General features: G+C 69.9%; 21 protein-coding genes. 4 read left to right on the top strand and 17 right to left on the bottom strand.

Going from position 1 to position 21,444, the window contains the following annotated elements:
- Nucleotides 1–169: 169 nt before the first annotated feature.
- The 3 genes from ABZ420_RS04785 to ABZ420_RS04795 form a co-directional block, all read right to left on the bottom strand.
- Nucleotides 170–1,621, bottom strand: a complete 1,452-nt coding sequence (locus tag ABZ420_RS04785; protein ID WP_357117114.1) for a hypothetical protein — start codon at nucleotides 1,619–1,621, stop codon at nucleotides 170–172.
- A complete protein-coding gene (locus ABZ420_RS04790) occupies nucleotides 1,618–1,992 on the bottom strand; it encodes a hypothetical protein (protein ID WP_040865501.1) in 375 nt (124 codons plus the stop codon). Before ABZ420_RS04790 ends, ABZ420_RS04785 begins: the two co-directional genes overlap by 4 nt.
- A 93-nt stretch (nucleotides 1,993–2,085) precedes the next feature.
- Entirely contained in the window at nucleotides 2,086–2,790 is a 705-nt protein-coding gene (locus tag ABZ420_RS04795; RefSeq protein ID WP_357117116.1) for an ESX secretion-associated protein EspG, read from the bottom strand.
- A gap of 261 nt (nucleotides 2,791–3,051) precedes the next feature.
- On the opposite strand from ABZ420_RS04795, the gene ABZ420_RS04800 reads away from it, so the two are divergent.
- Nucleotides 3,052–3,405 (top strand): hypothetical protein, encoded by a 354-nt coding sequence (locus ABZ420_RS04800; RefSeq protein WP_157172689.1) that lies wholly within the window; start codon nucleotides 3,052–3,054, stop codon nucleotides 3,403–3,405.
- Between the two features lie 52 nt (nucleotides 3,406–3,457).
- On the opposite strand, the gene ABZ420_RS04805 is transcribed toward ABZ420_RS04800, so the two are convergent.
- From ABZ420_RS04805 to ABZ420_RS04830, 6 genes are all read right to left on the bottom strand, one after another.
- Nucleotides 3,458–4,552, bottom strand: coding sequence for a methyltransferase (locus ABZ420_RS04805; protein ID WP_357117119.1), 1,095 nt, complete (start codon nucleotides 4,550–4,552; stop codon nucleotides 3,458–3,460).
- Nucleotides 4,553–4,591: 39 nt separating this feature from the next.
- Entirely contained in the window at nucleotides 4,592–5,374 is a 783-nt protein-coding gene (locus tag ABZ420_RS04810) for a MerR family transcriptional regulator (protein ID WP_357117121.1), read from the bottom strand.
- Between the two features lie 93 nt (nucleotides 5,375–5,467).
- Nucleotides 5,468–6,973, bottom strand: a complete 1,506-nt coding sequence (locus ABZ420_RS04815; RefSeq protein WP_357117123.1) for an NAD(P)/FAD-dependent oxidoreductase — start codon at nucleotides 6,971–6,973, stop codon at nucleotides 5,468–5,470.
- 11 nt (nucleotides 6,974–6,984) lie between these two features.
- On the bottom strand, nucleotides 6,985–7,905 hold the full coding sequence (locus tag ABZ420_RS04820; RefSeq protein WP_357117423.1) for a ferritin-like domain-containing protein: 921 nt from the start codon (nucleotides 7,903–7,905) through the stop codon (nucleotides 6,985–6,987).
- Nucleotides 7,906–7,915: 10 nt separating this feature from the next.
- Nucleotides 7,916–8,818: an SDR family NAD(P)-dependent oxidoreductase gene (locus ABZ420_RS04825; RefSeq protein ID WP_357117125.1), complete on the bottom strand. Its 903-nt coding sequence runs from the start codon at nucleotides 8,816–8,818 to the stop codon at nucleotides 7,916–7,918.
- Between the two features lies 1 nt (nucleotide 8,819).
- On the bottom strand, nucleotides 8,820–9,806 hold the full coding sequence (locus ABZ420_RS04830; RefSeq protein ID WP_357117127.1) for an alpha/beta hydrolase: 987 nt from the start codon (nucleotides 9,804–9,806) through the stop codon (nucleotides 8,820–8,822).
- A 79-nt stretch (nucleotides 9,807–9,885) separates the two neighbouring features.
- On the opposite strand from ABZ420_RS04830, the gene ABZ420_RS04835 reads away from it, so the two are divergent.
- Complete coding sequence (locus tag ABZ420_RS04835; RefSeq protein WP_357117129.1) at nucleotides 9,886–10,467, top strand: GrpB family protein; 582 nt, start codon at nucleotides 9,886–9,888, stop codon at nucleotides 10,465–10,467.
- Nucleotides 10,468–10,650: 183 nt separating this feature from the next.
- Here ABZ420_RS04835 and ABZ420_RS04840 read toward each other — a convergent pair whose 3' ends face one another.
- On the bottom strand, nucleotides 10,651–11,601 hold the full coding sequence (locus tag ABZ420_RS04840) for a D-isomer specific 2-hydroxyacid dehydrogenase family protein (protein ID WP_063053373.1): 951 nt from the start codon (nucleotides 11,599–11,601) through the stop codon (nucleotides 10,651–10,653).
- A 110-nt stretch (nucleotides 11,602–11,711) separates the two neighbouring features.
- Nucleotides 11,712–12,680 (bottom strand): non-homologous end-joining DNA ligase, encoded by a 969-nt coding sequence (ligD, locus tag ABZ420_RS04845; protein ID WP_357117132.1) that lies wholly within the window; start codon nucleotides 12,678–12,680, stop codon nucleotides 11,712–11,714.
- Nucleotides 12,681–12,791: 111 nt separating this feature from the next.
- On the opposite strand from ligD, the gene ABZ420_RS04850 reads away from it, so the two are divergent.
- Nucleotides 12,792–13,031 (top strand): hypothetical protein, encoded by a 240-nt coding sequence (locus ABZ420_RS04850; protein ID WP_357117134.1) that lies wholly within the window; start codon nucleotides 12,792–12,794, stop codon nucleotides 13,029–13,031.
- Complete coding sequence (locus ABZ420_RS04855; protein ID WP_040865510.1) at nucleotides 13,028–13,336, top strand: hypothetical protein; 309 nt, start codon at nucleotides 13,028–13,030, stop codon at nucleotides 13,334–13,336. Before ABZ420_RS04850 ends, ABZ420_RS04855 begins: the two co-directional genes overlap by 4 nt.
- 394 nt (nucleotides 13,337–13,730) lie before the next feature.
- Here ABZ420_RS04855 and ABZ420_RS04860 read toward each other — a convergent pair whose 3' ends face one another.
- From ABZ420_RS04860 to ABZ420_RS04885, 6 genes are all read right to left on the bottom strand, one after another.
- Complete coding sequence (locus ABZ420_RS04860; RefSeq protein WP_357117136.1) at nucleotides 13,731–15,854, bottom strand: RecQ family ATP-dependent DNA helicase; 2,124 nt, start codon at nucleotides 15,852–15,854, stop codon at nucleotides 13,731–13,733.
- Nucleotides 15,855–15,924: 70 nt separating this feature from the next.
- On the bottom strand, nucleotides 15,925–16,410 hold the full coding sequence (locus ABZ420_RS04865) for a hypothetical protein (protein ID WP_357117138.1): 486 nt from the start codon (nucleotides 16,408–16,410) through the stop codon (nucleotides 15,925–15,927).
- A gap of 54 nt (nucleotides 16,411–16,464) precedes the next feature.
- Nucleotides 16,465–17,469, bottom strand: coding sequence for an alpha/beta fold hydrolase (locus tag ABZ420_RS04870; protein ID WP_357117140.1), 1,005 nt, complete (start codon nucleotides 17,467–17,469; stop codon nucleotides 16,465–16,467).
- Nucleotides 17,470–17,673: 204 nt separating this feature from the next.
- Nucleotides 17,674–18,897, bottom strand: coding sequence for an RtcB family protein (locus ABZ420_RS04875; RefSeq protein WP_357117143.1), 1,224 nt, complete (start codon nucleotides 18,895–18,897; stop codon nucleotides 17,674–17,676).
- 93 nt (nucleotides 18,898–18,990) lie between these two features.
- On the bottom strand, nucleotides 18,991–20,070 hold the full coding sequence (locus tag ABZ420_RS04880) for an amidohydrolase family protein (protein WP_357117145.1): 1,080 nt from the start codon (nucleotides 20,068–20,070) through the stop codon (nucleotides 18,991–18,993).
- 1 nt (nucleotide 20,071) lies between these two features.
- A complete protein-coding gene (locus ABZ420_RS04885) occupies nucleotides 20,072–21,442 on the bottom strand; it encodes a glutamine synthetase family protein (RefSeq protein ID WP_357117147.1) in 1,371 nt (456 codons plus the stop codon).
- Nucleotides 21,443–21,444: the final 2 nt, after the last annotated feature.

The raw sequence follows: 21,444 nt of genomic DNA on the forward strand, positions 1-21,444 counted from the left end.
GTCGCGGCGACGCGAAGCGGTTCCGGGGCTCAACCGGTCGGCATCAAGTTGTGCGGTGTAGAGACGGCGTGGTGACACCATCCACATCCGAGATGCGCTGAGCGCCCGGCGCGATGCTGCCGGGAACTCCCCGCCACCCCGGCGTGGTGACCGAGGCGGCGGACCGGCCTCAGGACGGGACGACGCCCGGTTGGTTGGTCGTCGGTATCTGCTGCTGGTTGCCTTCCACCGGGCCGGTGACGCCGGGTTGACCACCCGGATCGGGCAGTGGAACCGCGGGGCCCGGAGCCGGGGGTTGCGGGGGCGGTGCTGGGCTCGGTGCGGGTGGTGGCGGCGGGGGTGCCGATGAGCTCGGTGGTTGCACGGGTTCCGGGGTTTGCGGTGCTGGCGGTGCGGGCGGTGGCGGTGCCGACGGGCTCGGCGGTTGCGCCGGTTCCGGAGTTTGCGGTGCGGCCGGTGGCGGTGGGGGTGCCGACGAGTTCGGCGGTTGTGCCGGTTCCGGAGTTTGCGGTGCGGGCGGTGGAGGTGCTGACGAGCTCGGCGGTTGTGCCGGTTCGGGAACCTGTGCGGGTGGTTCGGTAGGCGGTGGCGGCGCCGACGAACTCGGTGGTTGCACGGGTTCCGGGATTTGCGGTGCGGGCGGCGCCGACGAGCTGGGCGGTTGCACGGGCTCCGGAATGTCCGGTGCGGGAGCAGGACTCGGCGGCGGAGGTGTGGTCGAGGGCGCCTGCTGTGTCTGCGGTGCAGGCTCGGGGGACGGCGACGGCGTGGGTTGTGGCGTCGGTGTCTGGGTGGACGGAGCTTGCTGCGGCGCCGGGGTCTCGGTGGAGGGGGACTGCTGCGGTGGTGGCGTCTGCTGGGTGGGTGGCGCCGAGGGAGTCTGCTGTGCGTCCGGCACCGGTTGTGTCGGCGATGACGGAGGGTGGGACGGCGCGGACGATTCCGGAGCGTCGGGTGTGGGTCGCGTGGTATCAGGTGCGGGTTGCGTTGTGTCCGGCGATGATTCGTCGTCCGATAGCACCGGCTCGGGTGTCGAGTACCTCGGCGTGCCTGGGGAGAGCGCCTGTGGTGCGGCCGGCGCCGTGACAGCGGGTGGTTCGGGCAGCGCGGGCACGGCGGTTCCCGCGGCGGAGTAGGCGGGCTTGTAGACCATGTTCATCGCGAGCACGGCTTCCTGGCGCAGCGCCTCCTGCGCCATCTGCGCGTTGATGACGTGCGCCGCTTCCAGCAGTCGCGCGATCGCGCCGACCGGCCCGGAAGCGCCCGGCGGCACCACCGCGAGTTTCACCGCCTCGGCGGCCGCGGCGACCCCGCCGAGCCGGGCGCCCACTTGACCGAGCACCGCTGCCAGCTCGTCGGCCGAGGCCGCGAAACTGCGCGCGCATGCCTGCGCGGCGTCGGCGGCGGCGCCTTTCCATCCGGCCGTGTCCATCACGCGGTCCACACTGCCGCGAGTGAGTGGGAACGACGTGGTGAGCGCCCCTGCGGCCTCGAGCCAGATCGTCGAGGCGCGCAGTACCTGCGCGGCGTCGATCTGCTGCGCCTTCGCGTAGATCTCCTCGTGCCGCAGGGACTCGAAATGCTCCATCGAGCTGATGTGGGTGGGATCGGAGCCGCTCATCGGGGCAACCTCGTCTGGACCGCGCGCAGTGCGGCGGCGCTCGCGGCGTCGGCCTCTTCGAACAGTCCTCCGCTGATCAAGAACGCTTCCTTCATGCGGTAGGCCGCTTCGATGTAGTGGTCGAGCAGTGCGGCCGCGTCCCGCGCCTTGTGGCTGAAACCGGCCTGCAATTGCTGTGCGGAGACGAATCCACCGAAACCGCCCAGATCCGCGGCGGATTGGAGGCGCTGCTGTAGGTGGAGCAGCCGATCGGCCTGCCGCTCGTACATTTCAGCGCACTGCCGAGCCGCCGCCGGATCGAACTGGACGGTCCCGCTCTGCGCGGCCTCCTTGAATCGGGCGATATCGGCTCGGCTGGTCTCGATCGTCATCGCTCACCCCTGAGATCGGTCGGTCCGCCTCAGACTAACCGGAAGCTCGGTGCCTGGTCAGCATTAGTCGGCGGCCACGGCCGCGAAAACGAGCTATACCGGTATGCGCTTTTGCAATTGGAGGGCGATCTGCTCGGCGGAAGCGGGGGCGATCCGCACTTCGTCGCCCGCTTTGATCAGGTATCTTCCGTCGTCGCGTACATCGATCCAGGTGTAGTGGATCGGTGGCGGCGGGGTGGGACGATCCAGTCGCGGTTCGATTCTGATGTGGCCCTCGGCGGTATGCGGTTCGAGCAGCAGCTTGCGGATCCGGGGCGCCGCCTGCTGCCGCGCGCGCACGGTCTCCTGGTCGCGAACCGCGTCACCGGACGCGACCCGAGCGGGTTCGCGGCCCGCGGGCGTCCTCGGCAGCAGCGCCGCGATCCGCCGGCCCAGTTTGGCGCTGTGGCCGATCGAAACGCGAACGCGGCCACCGAAATCCGGGCCCGCGCCCGGTTCCTGCACCGCGAGCACGGCGCGATCGTAGATGGCGGCGGCGAGCAACCGTAGTTCACTGCCCGGTTGATGCGCGCCGCCGATCGCCACGATCCTGGTGTGCGGTTCGGCCAGAATGCGCAAGCATGCCGATAGGTCGGGGTCGGAGCGCAGCGGCAGCCGCTCGGCGAGGGCGATGCGCAACTTCTCGGCCTCGTCCTCGGTGCGGGGCGTCTCCAGGATGCGCAGCGGGTAGGGGTGGCGATCCAGGTCGGTCTCGCGCCAGATATAGGCGAACTCGTCCGGAGTGAAGGTCCATTCCACGGCCGAATCACATCCTCACCGAACCCGCCAATGCTGCTCGTAGCCTAGCGTTCCCGACGCCGGGACAAGAGATGTACCGCACGGGGACGCCACGGCCCTCCGGCATCCGTCCTGAAAAACCGCGATTTCGAGGCGGTGTCGTGCTCGACCGTCCGCTCCGGTTCTGCTGGAATATTCGAAGGGATCGCGACGCATGGGCGAAGCGACTACCCCGCACGGCAACAACCGGGTATGGCTGAGATCTGCCGAGGAGGGATTGCGGTGCACACCACGATACGGCGAGTGGGCGCGGGAACTGTTCTGCTGTTCCTCGCGGGCGGCCTCGTCTGGGCCGGAGCCGGGCCCGCGGGAGCGGAGCCGGCCGGTTGCTACGTCGACCGAGGCGTCACCGACGCGGCCGCGCTGTGCCACAGCGGCGAGGGAGCCTCGGTGCTGGAGGCCGAATGTCTCGGCTTCTTCCAGCCGTCGGGGCGGTCCGGGCCGGTGTTCGGCTACTACAGCGGATTCGAATCGCAACAGACGCCGGTCGGCAAGCCGATGCGCGTCACCTGCGTGGCCGACGGCGCCGTGGGGATCGCCACCCTCGCGTTCCTCGTCCCCGCCACGACGCCGTAGCCGACGATCAGCGAACACGTTTCGGCTGTCGGCGTTTCCGGAATCGCGGCGGTCAGCTCGGCCGCGCCTCCAGCACGTTGTCCGGTGAGACCGTCGGCACGCGCCTGGTCAGCGTGAATCCGTGCCGCGCGAGGAATTCGCGGTACTCGGCCTCGGTGCGTTCCCGGCCGCCCGCGTTGACCAGCATCTCCAGGTCGATGTACTTGCTCGGATGCGGGGCGGTGTGTTCGGGGACGACCAGTTCGACGATCAGCAACCGGGCGTCGGGTTCCATGGCCGCGCGCAGCGTGCGCAGAATGCGCCCGGCGTCCGCGTCGGCCCAGTCGTGCAGAATGTGCTTGAGGAGGTAGGCATCGCCCCCCTTGGGGACGCTGTCGAAGAACGATCCGCTGTGCACCGCGCAGCGATCGGCGAGACCGAGTTCGGCGAGCCGATCGGGTGCGTCGGCCACCACCTCCGGCAGGTCGAACAGAATCCCGCGCGATCGGGGCGCGCGGCGCAGGATTTCGGTGAGCAGCGTCCCTTCGCCCCCGCCTACGTCGACCAGGGTCTCGAAACGGCCGAAATCGTAGGCAGCGAACAGCGGTTCCATCGCCAAGGTGCCGATGCTGGTCATCGCGCGGTCGAACAATTCGCCGAGTTCGCGATCGTGCTGGACGTAGTCGAAGAACGGCATCCCGTCGAGTTTCTCGCCGACCGGCTTCCCGGTGCGCACCGCGTCGACCAGATGCGACCAGTGATTGCGGTGCCCGGGCGAGCCGAAGAACAGCACCGCGTCGCGCAACGACACGTCGGCATCGCGGCGCAGGGCTCGTGCCATCGGCGTCAGCGCGTAGCGTCCGTCGCGCTGCTGGGTGAATATGCCGTGACTGATCAGCAGTCGCAGCAATCGACGCAGGGCGCCCTCGTCGGCGCCGACCGCCGCCGCGAGCTCCGCACCCGAGCGCGGTCCCGCCGCGAGTTCGTCGGCCACGCCGAGCACCGCGGCGGCGTGGATGGCCTGCGTGATCCACCCGGCGGCGATCAGTTCCATCAGTGCGACGTGTCCGGGCACCAGCTTGCGAAACGCCAGAGCCAAGGCGCCGCGCACCGACTCGACGGCCCGTACCAGCGGAAGCGGAGGGATTCTCGGTCGGTCGGACGCCACTGCGACTCCATCCGTCGAAGGTCGGCACTCTGCGCTTGTCTAGGAGGGTACGTCGCGGCCGGATTCGCTGCGCTGTTTCTCTCGCTCGGCCGCCGTGGCGAGATAATCGCCCAGTTCGCGGCGCAGCGTGACGTCCAGTGAGCGGGCGAGCGTGGCGTGCACCGAGGCCACCGCCAGTTCGCGCATCTTGTTGAGCATCGTTGTGGTCTCGGCGATTTCGCCGCTGGTGTCGGGCATCCAGCCGGGCCCGCGCTCATCGATGATGTGCTGCTTGGCCGCGGTGATCATGATGTGCGTGATGTCATCGATGCGGTCGGCCACCTTGGCGTAGATCTCGATGAGCGTGCGCAGTTCCAGGCCGTACTCGTGCAACTCGGCGAACGAGGTGAGCAGCTGGGTCTCGGTGAACACCACCGTGTCGCCCTCCAGCCGGACCAGCTTCATCTCGCGCAGCCGGTCGACCAGTTCGTCGGCGTCGGCGCCGAGGATGGTGCCGATCAGCTCGCGGGGCACCTCGAAGGTCTCGTCCTTGGCCCAGGACGCCGTCACGGCGTGCTGCAGGCCGAGCACTTCGGTGAGGTCCTTGCCGGTCTCCCAGCTGGTGATGAAGTCGGCGATGTGCGCGGTGGTGAAGCCGCGCTGCAGCAGCGCGTCGATCAGGCGCAGCCGCTCGAGGTGCGCGTCGTCGTAGATGCTGGCCCTGCCGTCCTTGCCGACCGGCGGCGGCAGCAGTCCGCGTTCCTGGTAAGCGCGCACGTTACGGGTGGTGGTGCCCGCGGCGCGCGCGAGGTCATCGATCCGGTACTCCGGCGTCGACCTCACCTCCCTCGCTGACCAGGCGCCGATGGACCGGCGGCGCGCCGCTGAACTGCCTGCGGACCGAGTCTATCGTCCGCGCCGCCGGTCTCCCGGCACCTAGGAAACCGGTGCCACCCGTTGTCGCCGCTGGTCGGCGGTCTGCTCGATGACGAGGTAGTCGTCGAGATCGACCGCGCGCAGCTGATGGACGTACTGCGTGGCGAAGCCCGGATACATCGTCGCGTTGAAGCCGTCCTCGGTCAGATACCAGCTGCGGCATCCCGAATTCCAGGTGGTGGCGGAGAGCTTGCGCTGGATGGCGGCGTTGTAGCGGTCCTGCCGATCCTGCCGCACGTCGAGCATGCGCAGGTCCCGGTCCAGGATGACGCCGATCGCGCCGACGAGGTAGTCGATCTGGGCTTCCATGTACACCAGCGCCGAGTTGTGCCCCGGCCCGGAATTGGGTCCGAAGGTGAAATACAGGTTGGGATACCCGGAGACGGCGACGCTCTTGAAGGCGTAGGCGCCACGCGCCCATTCGTCGGCGAGAATCCGGCCGTCGCGCCCGGCCACCGGAATTGGCGTCCCGGTCTTGGAGACGTCGAACCCCGTCGCGAAGACGATGCAGTCCGCCTGGTGCTCGATGCCTTCGGCGGTGCGGATGCCGTGCTCGGAGATGCGGGCGATCGGCCAGGTGATCAGCTTGCAGTTGTCCCGCTGTAGCGCGGGGTAGTAGTCGTCGGTCATCAGCAGGCGTTTGCAGCCCGCCCGGAAGTCCGGGGTGAGCTGGCGGCGCAGCCAGGGGTCCTTGACCTGCCTGCGCAGCTGTGCCTTGCCGACCAGCTCGACCACCCTGGTCAGCGGCGTATTCCACACCACGCCCAGCGCCACCGACTCGTGTCCGTAGAACCAGGCGCGCCGGGCCAGCTGTTCGGCGGCGGGCACGCGGCGGTAGAGCTCCTTGGTCAGGCCGTTGGTCTGCCGGTCGACCCGCGGCAGCACCCAGCCGGGCGTGCGCTGGAACACCTTCACCGAGGCGGCCTTGTCGACCAGCTCCGGGATGATCTGGACCGCGCTGGCCCCGGTGCCGACGACCGCGACTCGCTTGCCGGTGAAGTCGTAGTCGTGATCCCAGCGAGCGCTGTGGATCTTGTGACCCTGAAACGTCTCGATGCCGCGGATATCCGGGAGACTCGCGTTGGCCAGCGGCCCGGACGCCAGCACCACGGTGCGGGCGAGGATCGGCTCGGCGTGGCCCTCGATCGTGATGTGCCAGACTCCGGCCTGCTCGTCGAACACGATGCCGGTGATGTTGTGCCCGAAGCGCAGGTGCGGACCGAGCCGGAATTCCGTGGCCATCGCCTCGATGTAGCCGAGGATCTCGTTGCTCCCGGAATAGGTGCGCGACCAATCCGGGTTCGGCGCGAAACTGTAGGAGTACAACCGCGACGGAATGTCGCACGCCGCACCGGGATAGGTGTTGTCGCGCCACGTGCCGCCGATCGCGGCGTCGCGCTCGAAGATCGCGAAATCATGGATGCCGCGCTGCTTCAGCCGGATGGCCGTGCCGATTCCGGCGAACCCGCCGCCGATCACGGCGACGTCGAGGGTGTGGGTGCTCATCGGGTTCCCTGTCATGCCGCGGGCTCGTAGGTCAGTTCCTTCGACCAGGTCGGGTTGTTGCGCAGCAGTGCCCTCGGCAGCAACCCGGTGATCTTCACCAGCGCGTCGGCCACCAGGTGGTAGGGGTGACCGCGGTCGATAACCCAGCCGCCGTGCGTCTTCACGATCTGGTACATCGGCAGCCTGCGCGCGAATTCGCTGCGCTCGCCGACGTTCGCGTACCGCTTGAGCGCGCCGTAGAGCTTCTCCTCGTCGACGCCCATCGCGACGATGTTGTCGCGCATCTTGTTCAGCAGCGGCACATAGCTCAGCACGCCGATGATCAGCGAGGGCTTGGCCCAGCCGCCGACCAGGTCGATGAACAGCTTGCGCATCTCCGCGTGCCCGAGCAGATCCATCACGGCGAAATCGACGGCAAGGTGCCGGGATTCGTCGGAGTTGATCTTCTTGAACGCCTCCTGGCAGACCGGGTCCTCGATCTCGTCCATGATGAACTTGATCAATGCGCCGTCCAGCGCGACCTCCAGCATCGGGATCACGGTGCCGAGGAACGACAGCGACATGTCGTCGGAGTACTTGTCCAGGAAGTCGATCACCAGCTTGACGTTCACGTTCGGCTGCGGGATCTCGTCGCCGTCGAGCATGCCCCACCGGCGCATCAGCGCGAGCTCGGCGTTGGCGTGCTTCTGCTCCTCGGCGTGGAAGTAGCGGTAGATCTCGCGCAACGTCTCGGTGGGCGCCTTCTTGGCCATCGCCGCGAAGCCGCGCGCGCCGACGTTCTCGATCCACATCAGATCGGCCATGAACGGCTTGAGCTTGGCGTGCAGTTCGGGCGTGATGGTCTCGCGGCCCGGCCCGTCCCAGTCGATGTCGGCCAGCGCCCACTGGCGATCCTTGATCTTGCGCAGCATGTCGTCGAAGTCCATCGCGATGGCAGCCATGTCAGACTCCTGTCTTGTCGGTGACCGGCGTGCGGTCGGTGGTGGTCGAGTGGTCCTCGGGCAGCAGCCGCTCCAGGAGTCCGAGGACGTAGGTGTACTGCGCGGGGAAGCACCGCTTGAGCAGCCATACGGCGTGCGCGTCCAGTTGGGGGAGCACATAGAGGCGGCCGCGGTCGTGCGCGTCCAGGGCGGTGCGCGCGACGCGCTCGGGGGAGAAACCGGTCCAGCGCATGAGGAAGTCGGCCAGTTGCGCCGATTCCTCGGTGATCCGGCCGTCACGCGCGACGTTCGTGCGGACGAACGTCGGGCACAACACCGTCACCGCGACACCGGTGCCGCTCAATTCGGCGGCCATGGTCTCCGACAGCGACAGCACACCGGCTTTGGACACGTTGTAGGCGGCCATGGAGGGCGCGGCGGCGAATCCGGCGGCCGAGGCGACGTTGATGATGCCGCCGCGTCCGGCGGCCCGCAGGCGCGGGGCGAAGACCTCGCAGCCGTGCACGACTCCCCACAGGTTGATGCCCAGTGCCCACTGCCAGTCGTCGAAGCCGATGCGCCCCACGGGTTTTCCACCGATACCGACGCCCGCGTTGTTGATCACCAGGTCGACCGGGCGCTCGAACAGTGTTTCGGCGAAGCGGGCGAGCAACTCCACGTCCTCGCGTTGCGCCACGTCGCAGCGGAAGGCGTGCGCGGCGCCCGGGTGGGCGCGTTCGATCAGGGCGACCGTTTCGTCGGCGCGCGCCTCATCGATGTCGGCGCAGATCACCCGGCCGCCGCGAGCGGCGATCTCCAGCGCGAACGCGCGGCCGATGCCGCTGCCCGCGCCGGTGACCACGGCTCGCGCACCGTGCGTGCGCCGAACCCGGCCCAGGGCCACCAGCTTGTCCAATCCGAACATCTCAGCTCACCTTTTCCGTACCGGAGGTAGCGACCAGCGCCGCGCGCAGGAAGTCGGCGGCGCGCGCGAGGGCTCGGTCGGCCTCGGGCACCACCAGGGGAAGGGCCTGGAAGACGTGTAGTTGCCCAGGCCAGATCTCGAGTTCGCAGCTGCCGCCCGCGCGCCGGACCATCTCGCACAGCGCCCGCGCGTCGGCGGCGAGCATCTCGGTACCGCCGACCTGCACCAGGATCGGCGGCAGCGCGAGACCCTGCGGGATGGTCAGCCGCAGGCGCGGGGCGTCGGCCGGGTGACCGTCGGTGTAGGCCGCGGGCAGCCTGCTCGCGGCGGCGGCCGAGATCAGCGGATCGGGCCGGACGCGTTCCCGCTCGGCCGCCAAGCCGAGGGTCAGATCCAGCAGCGGGGAGAACATCGCGACGGCCGCGGGCTGCGGGCGGCGGTGTCGTCCGTTCTCGACGAGCAGGTCCAGTACGAGATGCCCGCCCGCGGAGTCGCAGGCGATCACCAGGTCTTCCGCGGCGATGCCCCGGCCGAGCAGCCAGCGGTAACCCGCCTCGACGTCGTCGGCGGCGGCGGGGAACCGGTGTTCGGGCGCGAGGCGATAGTCGGTGAGGAAGATGGGAAGGCCGGTCTTCGCCGACAGCCGAGCCGCGAGAGCGCGATGCGTGCGCGCCGAGCAGATCACATACCCGCTGCCGTGGATGTAGTAGACCGCTCGCCTCCCGAACGGCACGCCCGCCGCCCGCACCCATTCGCCGCGCACCGCGCCCGACCGGACCTGCGTGACGGACGTACCGGGCGGCACGGTACCGCCGACGGCCATCAGCGTGGCGATGAGCTTGCGCGCGAACCAGACGCCCGGCGCGTTCATCGGCACCGCGCAGTTCACCGGCCGAAGCGTGAGCCTGGTGGCCGCCGCGGCCACGGTGGCTCGGGTCGAGGGCGTGGTGGGAACGCCGGGGACCGAGGTCCTCGTTGACCTTGTCATGCGCTAAGAATCAGCCATGAATGTGCCAGTTGTCAATGGCACATTTGTGGAAGGTAATCCGGACCGGCTACCGTGACGCGTGGCTACGTTGGACGACGACGAGATCGCGGCGGCGATGGTCGGCGAGGTGGAGCCCTATGCGGTCGAGGTGGTTCTGGAGGACTACAACCCCGCGTGGCCGGACTGGTATGCCGAGGAAGAAGCCGTGATACGCGCGGCACTCGGCGAAGTGGCGCTGCGGATCGAGCACACGGGATCCACGTCGGTTCCCGGTCTCGCGGCCAAGCCGCTGATCGACATCTTGCTGCTGGTTCCCGACCCCGACGACGAAGCCGCTTATCTACCGGCTCTCGAAGCAGCCGGGTACGCGCTGCGCGTCCGGCAAGCGGACTGGTATCAGCATCGCTGTCTTGTCCGCCGGGTGGAGAGCGGTGCGCGCCGAAGCGTGAATTTGCACGTGTTCGCGCCGGAGTCGGGCGCACCGGAGATCGAGCGGATCCTCGCCTTCCGCGACCGGCTGCGCGCGCACGACGAAGATCGGAAGTACTACGACTGTACGAAAAGAGCTCTCGCGCTTCGCGACTGGAAATTCGTGCAGCATTACGCGAACGCCAAGAGTGAGGTCATCGAGGAGATCCTCGGCCGAGCGCTGTCCGGCTGATGCCGATCGCGAGCCGACTCGTCACCGGACAACGACCGCCCGACCGGCACCGCCGAGCGCTTTCCGCAGTGGCGGGCACGCTGCGCCCGGCAGCGGACGGGTCGCGCGGATCATGCCCGGCGCGTCCGTCGCCGCCGGATGACAAGGCCCTCTCGGCTCGAATTCTGTTGTGCGCGAACGCTCTCAGTACCCGCGCGCGGGGTCGATCGGCGCCAGCAGCGGGCGTCCTTCGAGGAATCGAGAGACGTTCGCTTCGACATGGTCGGCGAAGGCCGCCAACCGCAGCTGCGGCGGATTCGAATCATGGGGAGTGACAATGGCATTCGGTAGCGACCAGAGGGGATGACCGGCCGGGAGCGGCTCCGGGTCGGTGACGTCGAGGCCCGCGCCGCCGATCGCGCCGGAGGCCAGCGCGGCCACCAGTGCGTCGGTGTCGATCAGGCTGCCGCGCGCGACGTTGATGATCCACGAGGACGGCTTGAGCCGCGCGAGTTCGTCCGCGCCGACGAGATGCCTGGTGGCGGGCGTGGCGGGCGCGGCGATCACGACGTGATCGGTGTGCGGCCAGACCCGGCCGAGATGATCGGCGGAGATCGTCTCGACCGAAGAAGGGATGCCGGGGCCGGTGACCGGACGCCCGCTGCGGTTCACCGCGATGATGTGGGCGCCGAGCGGAACCAGCATCGGAATCAGCGCGCGGCCGATGCCGCCCGCGCCCACGATCGTCACCGTCTTGCCGCGCAGCGTGCCGACGTGCGGAAAGAAGTCCTGTTGCCGCCAGTCCGACGCGCGCAGATGCTCGGGCAGGTACCGGACACCCGCGAGCAGCAGCATGAGCGCGTGCTCGGCCACGCTCGCCGCGAAAGCGCCTGCGGCGGAGGTGAATCGCACACCGGGATGCCTGGCGATGACGCCCGCGGCGAACCAGTCCTCGACGCCTGCGGCCGGAAGCTGCACCCACTCCACACCGGCGGGTAATTCGTCCGGGAACTCGCCGGCGTCGCCGGCCCAGATCAGCCCGCGCGCCTCGCCGAGATCGGAGAGGGTGGCGCCCGCCCCCACGACGGCCTTCTCCAGCAGCGTGGGAGGTGGGTCGGCGGGGCCGATCGCGATCGTCACTGCCGGTCGGTTCATGGACGGACCTCCTTCGGAGCAGTAGGAACGTGGGTCGCGAGCGAGACGTTGCGACCGTAACACCGCCCGGCGTGCGCCGACCGGCCGCAGGGTGTGCGTTCGGCGCGGCGCTAGGCCTCGCTCTGCTCCTCGTCGAGCTCCACGTCCACCTTGTCCCGCTCGGCCCACTCCAGGAGAGGATCCAGGTGGAACACCGCGTCATCCATGCCCGCGTGCAGATCGCCGATTTCGGCGAAGCGAGCGGGAACGGAGGCCATGGTGAAGTCGCGCGGATCGATGTCGGGAATTTCGTCCCAGCGTACCGGTGTGGAGACCGTGGCGGCGGGGACGCCGCGTACCGAGTAGGCGGCGGCGACGGTGTGATCGCGGGCGTTCTGGTTGTAGTCGACGAACAGCATCTTCGGATCGCGGTCGCGCCGCCACCAAGTGGTGGTCACGTCGTCGGGCGCCCGCCGCTCGACTTCCCGGGCGAACGCGAGCGCCGCGCGGCGCACGTCCTGGAATCCCTGATCCGGCGCGATCCGCACGTACACGTGCATGCCCTTGCCGCCAGAGGTCTTCGGCCACCCGACGGCGCCGATCTCGTCGAGAACCTCGTGCACCACCCCGGCGACCCGTTGCACTCGTGACCACGGGCAATCCGGCATCGGGTCGAGGTCGATGCGCCACTCGTCCGGACGCTCGGTATCGGCGGCGCGCGAATTCCACGGATGGAACTCGACCGTGGACATCTGCACCGCCCACAGGACGTCGGCGAGCTTCTCGACGCACAGCTCGTCGGCATGCCTCCCATAGCGCGGGAAGTACACCCGCACAGTCGGAATCCAGTCCGGCGCGCCGGCGGGAAGCCGCTTCTGATGCACCTTGTCGCCCGCGAGTCCTTTGGGAAAGCGGTGCAGCATGCAGGGCCGGTCGCGCAGTGCGTTGACGATGCCGTCCCCGACGCTCAGGTAGTACCGCACCAGATCCAGCTTGGTGGCGCCACTCTCCGGAAAGTAGACGCGGTCGGGGTTGGAGACGCGGATCGTATGGTCGCCGACCTCGAGCTCGATCGCCGACCCGGTGGATTTGCTGGCCACGGATCGACTGTAGTGGGCGAAGCGGAGGAAAGCCCCGCGCGACTTCGAACCGGCGCGAGCTTTGCCGCAGCGGGGTTCCCGGCGTTGCACCGCTCTGGTATGCATACCGGTATGAGCAAGGCGACGCGCGTGACCGTCACGCTGGATCCGCAGGTGGCCGAGTGGGCCAGGGAGGTCGCCGATCGCCAGAACCGCAGCCTGTCGGCGGTGATCAACGCCGCCCTGCGCTCCACGCTCGTGCACGACAGCCTGACCGCACTGGCCATCGACGACGAGGCCGAGCTGGCCGCCGCCTACGACGACGTGACGCTCACCCAGGCCGCCGAAGACGACGCCACCGGCGCCGCATGAGACGCGGCGAGATCTGGCGCTACGCCCCGACGCTCAGTGACGGCACCCCATTCCCGCGGCGCATGACGGTCGTGCTGGTCTCCGACTCGGCGGTGATCACCTCGCGCTATCGCTGGCTGCAAGTCGTCCCGTTGCGCGACGCCGACCCCGGGCATGTGCTGGCCACTCTCACCGAGCACGGCTGGGCCGACACCCTGAAACTGCACCGCGCCTATCGCCCCTGGCTCACCGAACATCTCGGCATGCTCTCCCCGGAGGAGACGGAATCCCTCGACGCCCGCCTGCGGGCGACGCTGAGTCTCTGATTGCAGCGCCTGCGGCGCTGCGTGTTCGCGGCCCCTTCATGGCTCGCGTTCGCGCGACCGCCGCTTGCTCCTTCGTCGCGTACGCGGCGGCCACTCGGACGCGAGCCGGGCCGCGAACGGCGCATGCTCGGTCTCGCTTCGTTCGAAACCGGGAGTTGGGGTGCGCGGGGCGCGTAGCAGTGCAACCGCGGATTACCGTCGTTACGCCGGGTGGGGTTGCCGTCGGGGCCTTCGTGGCGGAAACGTGGCAGGACATATCCGAGAGAAGCCGGTGAACGTGTTCGACGGCGCGGGGAGCACTCGACAGCCGCGGAATCCCGCACACCGCCGCGTGATGCCCGCGACCTCTCCGTGGGGCAGGTAGCAGACGGCGCGCGCCCGCCGAGCATGGTCGTTATGTCGGCGTAGCCAGGGCGAACGGGAGGATGGCGTCGGCGCCGGCCGCTCGGAGTGCGTGGGCGGCGACGGTGAAGGTCCAGCCGGTGTCGGTGATGGTGTCGACCAGCAGGATCGGGCCCGGCACGTCGGTGAGGTCGGGGATCTCCCAGGAGTCGAACAGTCCGGCTACGCGGTGTGCGGAGTTGGCCGCCGAGACGGGTGGGCGGTCGGGGCGGGTGCGCAGGGTGCCGAGGTCCCGCAGACGGCCGACCTCGGCCAGCCGGGCGGCGAGGGTGGCGGTGAGCACGGGATAGCGCGGGGATTCCAGGGCGAGTACCGACCTCGGGCGGGTGGTCCAATCCCATTCGCGCAGCACGGCGACGCAGGCGTCGAAGACCGCGTCGGGGACCGGATCGTCCGGGCCGTCGAGCAGCGTGCGCAGTCGCTGCCCCCAGCCCAGGTCGGTCAGCCTGCCGAGGACGCGGCCGGTCTCGGCGCCGCCGGTGATCTTGCCGGACAATGGGATTCCCAGCTTGGCCATGCCGGTTGGCCACTGTTTGCGGGGCGCGAGATCGATGCCGGGACGGTCGAGCCGGGCCTTGGTGGCGGCCACCGCGTCGGCGGCGACGGTGCGGTCGGGGCGGCTGCCGGTGCAGCTGTCGCAGCGGCCGCAGCCGGGCGAATCCGCCGCGTCGGCGGACAGTCCCGGATCGTCGAGCTGGCGGCGCAGGAATTCCATCCGGCAATCGGTGGTGGACTGGTAGTCGATCATGGCCTGCTGTTCGGCCTCGCGAGCGATGGACAGGCGCTCGTAGCGCTCGGTGTCGTAGGTCCACGGACGGCCGGTGGCGATCCAGCCGCCGCGCACGCGGCGCACCGCACCGTCCACGTCGAGCACCTTCAGCACCATCTCCAGCCGGGAGCGATTCAGCTCCACCAGCGGCTCCAATGCCGCGGTGGACAACGCGCGGTCGGAGTCCAGCGCGTCGAGCACGGCGCGCACGATGTGCTCACGGGGGAACGCGACGGAGGCGAAGTAACTCCAGATGCGCGCGTCCTCGGGGCCGGGGAGCAAGACCACCTCGGCCCGGTCGGTGCCGCGCCCGGCGCGTCCCACCTGCTGGTAGTAGGCGATGGGGGAGGACGGCGCGCCGACGTGCACCACGAACCCGAGGTCGGGTTTGTCGAAGCCCATGCCCAGCGCGGAGGTGGCGATGAGCGCCTTGACCTCGTTGTTCAGCAGCGCCGCCTCCAAAGCCTCGCGTTCGGCGGGGTCGGTCTGCCCGGTGTAGGCGGCGACGGTGTGGCCGTGCGAGTTCAGTACGTCGGCGAGATCGTGCGCGGCGGCGACGGTGAGGGTGTAGACGATGCCGGAGCCGGGCAACCGGTGCAGATGGCCGCTGAGCCAGGCGGTGCGTTCCACGGCGTCGTCGAAGCGGACCACCGACAGGTGCAGCGATTCGCGATCCAGCGTGCCGCGCAGCACCAGCGTGTCGGTGCCGATCTGGGTGGCGACGTCGGTGACCACCCGGTCGTTGGCGGTCGCGGTGGTCGCGAGCACCGGGACGTCGGAGCCGAGGTCGGCGATCAGCGTCCGGATGCGCCGGTAGTCCGGGCGGAAGTCGTGGCCCCAGTCCGAGACGCAGTGCGCTTCGTCGATCACCACCAGCCCGGCGTCGGCGGCGAGCCGGGGCAGGACCTGATCGCGGAAGTCCGGGTTGTTCAACCGCTCCGGGCTGACCAGCAGCACGTCGACCGCGCCGGCGGCGACGTCGGCGTGGATCTCGTCCCACTCGGTGACATTGCCGGAGTTGATGGTCGCCGCGACCACCCCCGCGCGCTGCGCCGCCGCCACCTGGTTGCGCATCAGCGCGAGCAGCGGCGACACGATCACCGTCGGCCCGCGCCCCGCCCTGCGCAGCAGCTTCGCGGCGATGAAGTACACCGCCGACTTTCCCCAGCCGGTGCGCTGCACGACCAGCGCTCTGCGCCGCCGTACGACGAGCGCCTCGATCGCGGTCCACTGGTCCTCCCGCAGCCGAGCGCCCGCACCGGCCAGCTCGCGCAGCAGCTGTTCGGCGTGCTCGCGCAGGTCGGGGGCGGTGAGGTCGATCGAAGACGCGCCGGTGGCCGTGGTCATGCGCTCCATCGTGCCCGACGACTCCGACAGGTGGCCGCGCGCCCGACCGCCGCCACACCGGGCTCGCCGACTACCGGGTCAGCCGGGCGGCGCCTTCCGGCCACACGATCTCGACCGGCACGTCACGCCGGCGAGCGAGCGCGACCACGGATCCGGTGCCGCCGCGCTGTCCGGCCGCGCCGTCCCATACCGCGATCAGCCGATCACACGACGCCAGCATCGTCTCGTTCGCCGCTTCGTAGGCCTCGAGCCCCGCGTCGTCGAAGTCCATCACCCGTACCGCGGCCGCGCGATCGACGAGTTCGTCGAAAAGGTCGGCCTCGTCGGGCCGCACCTGCGCTTCCCGGTAGTTCCGCGACGGCAAGACCACTTCCAGTCGCGCGCCGGCATCCAGGACGGCTTTCGCGAACATCGAGTCGGCGCCGCGCGCGAGGCAGCTCACGCCGACCAGGTCCGGGGCGGCGTACGCGGCCAGAAGCTCACCGATCACGGCGGACACCAGCGGCTCGGTGGCAGGCGTGAAGTTCGTATGCCCGGTGACCCCGATGCGCACCATGCAGGTTTCTCCTATGCCGTCGTCACCTGCGGTCTCGCAGCTCGGTCCCGAGTTTCACATAGGCGCCGCGCCGGGTGCGCGTCCTTCCCCGCGGTCGGCGGCGCCCGGCTCGCCGCCGGTCGGACCTCGAGCGGGACGCGCGGTCGCCGCCGCCAGCTCGGCCAGCCGGGCGCGGACCAGGTCCGGGCGTTCCTCGATGATGAAGTGGCCGCAGTCGCGGACCAGTTCGAGCCGATAATCGTCGGCGCGTGCGGTTTCGGCGGAGGCGAGCGACGGATGGATCGCCGCGTCCTCGACGCCGAACAGGGCCAGGATCGGTACCCGCGCTCGGCGTTGTTCGCGGCGCCCGGCCGATCGGGGCACTTCGCGCAGCAGGAATGTGCGGTAGGTGTCGGTCGCCGTGCGGGCACAGACGGGGTCGCGGAAGCGGTCCGCGTATGCCCGGATCACCTCGGGTCCGAACGCCTCGCGATGGCGTACGGCGCCGGCGAAGACGAACTGCTCCAAGAAGCGGGTCCGTCGGTGCAGGTAGGTGCCGAACGCCGCGACGGCGGGCTGATAGAGCAGGAACCGCCACGCGTGCGGGAGGAAGTCGCGCGCCGTCTGCCACGGGTGGGCGATGTTGAGCGCCAGCAGCGCGTCGAAGCGCTCCGGCTCGCGCAGCACGAGCAGGTGGGCGATGTAGCCGCCCCAGTCGTGGCCGGCCAGCAGGACGCGGTCCAGGCCGAGCGCGTCCAGCAACGCCAGCAAGTCGGAGGCGACGTCGTCCTTGGCCCACCGGTGTGGCGCGGGACCCGACCAGCCGTACCCGGGCAGATCGGGCGCGATGATCCGCAACCCGTCCGGTGGATCGGCGAGCAGGTGCCGGTAGGCGTAATGATGCTCGGGCCAGCCGTGCAGCGCGAGCACCGGGCGTCCGTCCGCCGGACCCGCCTCGGTGACGTGAAAACGCACGCCGCGGGCGGTCACCTCAGACCGGCGCACGCCGGGAATCTCGGGCGGCCCCGCCGCCGGGTCGGAATCCGGAGCAGGTGCGAAGAAGGACGGCCGCCAGGGCATACCCGATGGTATCGAGGAGGCGGGCGGGAGATCCATACCGTCGGTCCGAGTCGGGCTCCTGATCGAGTGCGTGCCGGCACTGTCGCGGAATCGTGCGGGCCGTGTTCGTGGCTACTTCGGGGGCTGTGCTGGACCCGATGTCGCGCCGGAGGATGGGCCTCGGTGCTCCGAGGACCGCCCGGCGCGACATCGGCTACGCGGCGTTCAGCCCTTCACGCAGAGCACCTGACGCAGCGTCGCGACCACGTCGACCAGGTCGCGTTGTGCCTCGATGACCTCGTCGATGTCCTTGTACGCGGCCGGGATCTCGTCCACCACGCCCGCGTCCTTGCGCGACTCGACGCCCTCGGTCTGGGCGATCAGATCGGCCACGGTGAACTGCTTCTTGGCCGCGTTGCGGCTCATCCGCCGTCCCGCGCCGTGCGAAGCCGACTGGAACGAGGCCGGATTCCCCTTGCCACGCACCACGTACGAGCGAGTACCCATCGAGCCGGGGATCAGCGCGAGATCACCCGCGCCCGCGCGCACGGCGCCCTTGCGGGTGACCAGCATCGGCACGCCGTCGATGAGTTCCTCCGCCACATAATTGTGGTGGCAGCTGATCGGCTGCTCGAAACGCACTGTGCGTCCAGCGAATTCGGCGGCGACCGCACGGCAGACCAGGGCGAGCATCACCGCGCGGTTGCGCGCCGCGTACTCCTGCGCCCAGGTGAGGTCGCGGCGGTAGGCCTCCATCTCCGGCGTGCCGGAGACGAAGACCGCCAGGTCGCGGTCGGGCAGATCGATGTTGTGCGGCAACGTGCGCGCGACCGCCATGTGCCGCTCGGCGAGTTCCTTGCCGATGTTGCGGCTGCCGGAGTGCAGCAGGATCCACACCCGCTGCTCCTGATCCAGGCAGACCTCGATGAAGTGGTTGCCGCCGCCGAGCGTGCCCATCTGCTTGTGCGCCTTGGACTCGCGCGGCTGTACCCGGGCGTCCAGCGTGCCGAACGAACCCCAGAAACGGTCCCAACCCGCCCGCAGCGTCGTAGTGCTCGCGCCGAGCCCGGCGACCTGGGAGCCGAGCCGGGTGACGTCCACGGCGTCGTGATGGGCCTGGAAGCCGACCGGCACCGCCGCCTCGATCCGCGACCGCAGCGACCGCAGGTTGTCGGGCAGATCCGCGGCGGTGAGGTCGGTGCGCACACTCTCCATACCGCAGCCGATGTCCACGCCGACCGCGGCGGGTGACACCGCGTCCTTCATCGCGATCACCGATCCGACCGTGGCCCCCTTGCCGAGGTGCACGTCGGGCATCACGCGGACGCCGTGGACCCATTTCAGCGCGGCGATGTTGCGCAGTTGCTGGAGCGCGGACTGCTCGACCTCGTGCTCGTGGGCCCACATGAGCGTCTGCGCCTTGGTGCCGCGCAGCTCGACGGGAAACATGGTCTCGATCCTTCCGTTGGTCTTCACTGTCAACGGTAGGGACCGGTGGCACCCGGCGCACCCGAATATCCGACCGACCGGGATGGTGGACGGTCAGCCCACGGGGTGTTCGAATCGTGCCCGGTAGACGCGCTCGGCATTCCCGTGGGCAATGGCGTTGACCAGCACTTCGGCGTCGGCGGTGGTGATCGCGTCGTCGGCGATCCACTCGTCGATGAGCTTGCCGAGCCCGCGCCGCCAGAGCAGGGCGCCGAGGTAGTGCAATTCCGGGAGCCCGTAGCCGTCCGAGGAGTAGCACAGCGCCCGGAACGGGGCGAGTTCCAGCGTCTCGGCGAGCACGGCTCCGGCCCGCTGCCCCACGTAGGGAATGGTCAGACCGAGATCCAGGTGGACGTGATCGAAGACGTGCGCGAGGTAGGCGGCATGGCGATGGAAGGGCCAGCAGTGCAGCAGCATCACCGACAGCCCGGTGCCCGCGGTCCGGCGCAGGAAATCGGTGAGCAGCAGCGGGTCACTGTGCCGGAGGCGCAGATCGGGGTCGCCGAACCCGGTGTGGAATTGCAGGGGCAGACCGAACTCGGCGCCGATCCGCGCCCCGAGACCGACCAGCCAGCCGAGCACGTGCGGATCGGTGAGCCCGTGTTCGGGCGCGAAGCTGGTCGGCGGGTGATCCCGCACCGGGAAGTCCAGACCGCACCGGTAGGCGACGATCGTCTTCAACCCGATGGCGCGGGCGGCCCGTGCGCGCAGTTCCGCCTCGATCCGCTCGTAGACCCCGGACACCGCGCCGACCTGGGCGACGACCCGCTCGGCCACCTCCTCCAACCGGACCACCTCGCGCACCTCGCCGTCCACCAAGGCGGCGAAATCCGCCGTGCCGCCGCCGATTCCGGTGTCCAGGTACCACCGGGTCACCCCGGTGGCGCGCAACAGTCGCGCGGCGACCTCCCTGGCGCCGAGCCGGGTGCGATGACGCAGGTAGACATCCGGGCTGACATGGGCGGGCAGGTCGAGCGCGGGGGCGCACCAGCGGCGCACCGCGAGCCCGATCGCGGAATCGAAACTTCCGTGTGCGCCCTCGCCGAGCAGGCGCTCGAAGCCGCGCCGGTCCGAATTCCCGGTGTGGACGCCGTGGCAGTGGTGATCGGTGAGCCGCACCCCGTCGGTGAGCACGTCAGAACCGCCAACGTGTCGAGGCGACCAGCTCTTCGGCGCTCGCGGCGGCGTACCGCTCGGCCTCCGCGCGGCGCACGGTGAGCAGCGCGTCGTGCAGTTCGGCGCCCATGGCGTCGGCCAGCACCTCGGACGCGGCGAGGTGGTCGGCGGCTTCGGCCGGTGTGGTGGGTAGGCGGCGCACATCCGAGATCATGCGTGCTTCGGCGTCGAAAGTCGCGGGATCCCCGGTGATCTCGGCCGGAAGGCGTAAGCGTTCGGCCACACCGGCGAGCCCGGCCGCGATCACCGACCCGACGATCAGGTACGGATTACCGGTCGCGTCGAGACATTTGATCTCGGCGTTGGCGGCCCACCCCTCGGTGCCGCGGACTCCGGTGACGAAGCGCAGGGCAGCCTCTCTGGTCTCGCGACCCCAGCACTGCCAGACCCCCGCCCAGCGCGACGGCGCCAGCCGCAGGAAACTCGCCGGATTGCCCGCACCGACCGCGACCAGCGCGGGCAGTTCCCGCAGCACTCCCGCCAGGAACGCCTCACCGGTCCGCCGCATGCCGTGCGGGCCGTCGCCGCCCGCGAACAGAGGGCCCTCCTCGTCGGTCACCGACAGGTGCAGGTGCGCTCCGGAACCCGCGCCGCCCGGCTCGATGCAGGGGGCCAGCAGCGCCCGCCAGCCGTGCCGCGCGCTCATCTGACGGATCGTGTGCCGGACCAGCACCGCCTGGTCCGCGGCGGCGACCGGCTCGGACGGTTCGACCGACAACTCCAGTTGCGCGAGCGCGTATTCCGGATGGAACTGCGCCACCGCCACACCTTGCCGTTCGAGCGCGGCGACCAGGTCGGCGGCGTATTCGGCGACCTGCCCGAGCCGCACCATGCCGTAAGCGGGGCCGTGGATCGCGGGTGTGAAGCCCTCGGTGCCGTCGGCGCGGCCCACTGCCCATTCGGTTTCGAAGGCCATGGCCAACCGCAGTCCGGCGGCCTGCGCCGCAGCCGTCCGGCGTGTCGCGAAGTGGCGCTGGCAGGCGACGAAACGGGTGCCGTCCTGGGTGTATTTGTCGGTGGGCGCCCACGCCCAGCCGGGCTGGCAGGCCAGTTCGGTCAGCCCGGCCAGATCCGGGATGAGCCGCAGATCGCCGTCGGGGCCGCCGAGATAGCGCCCGACCGCCATCACGTCGTCGAAGGCGAAGGTCTCGAAGCACGGTGACACCCCGACGCCGTACCGGGACGCGCGATCCAGCCGCTTCCCCGGGACGGCTTTCACGCGCGTGATGCCCGCGTTGTCCACGAAGCTCAGGGCGACCATGGACGCGTCGACCCCGTGAATCGGAGCGGTGTCGCCGTCGGCGGGGATGCGATCCGGCGTGGTGGCCATGC

This window comes from Nocardia sp. NPDC005745 (assembly GCF_040630775.1).
Classification (GTDB): domain Bacteria; phylum Actinomycetota; class Actinomycetes; order Mycobacteriales; family Mycobacteriaceae; genus Nocardia.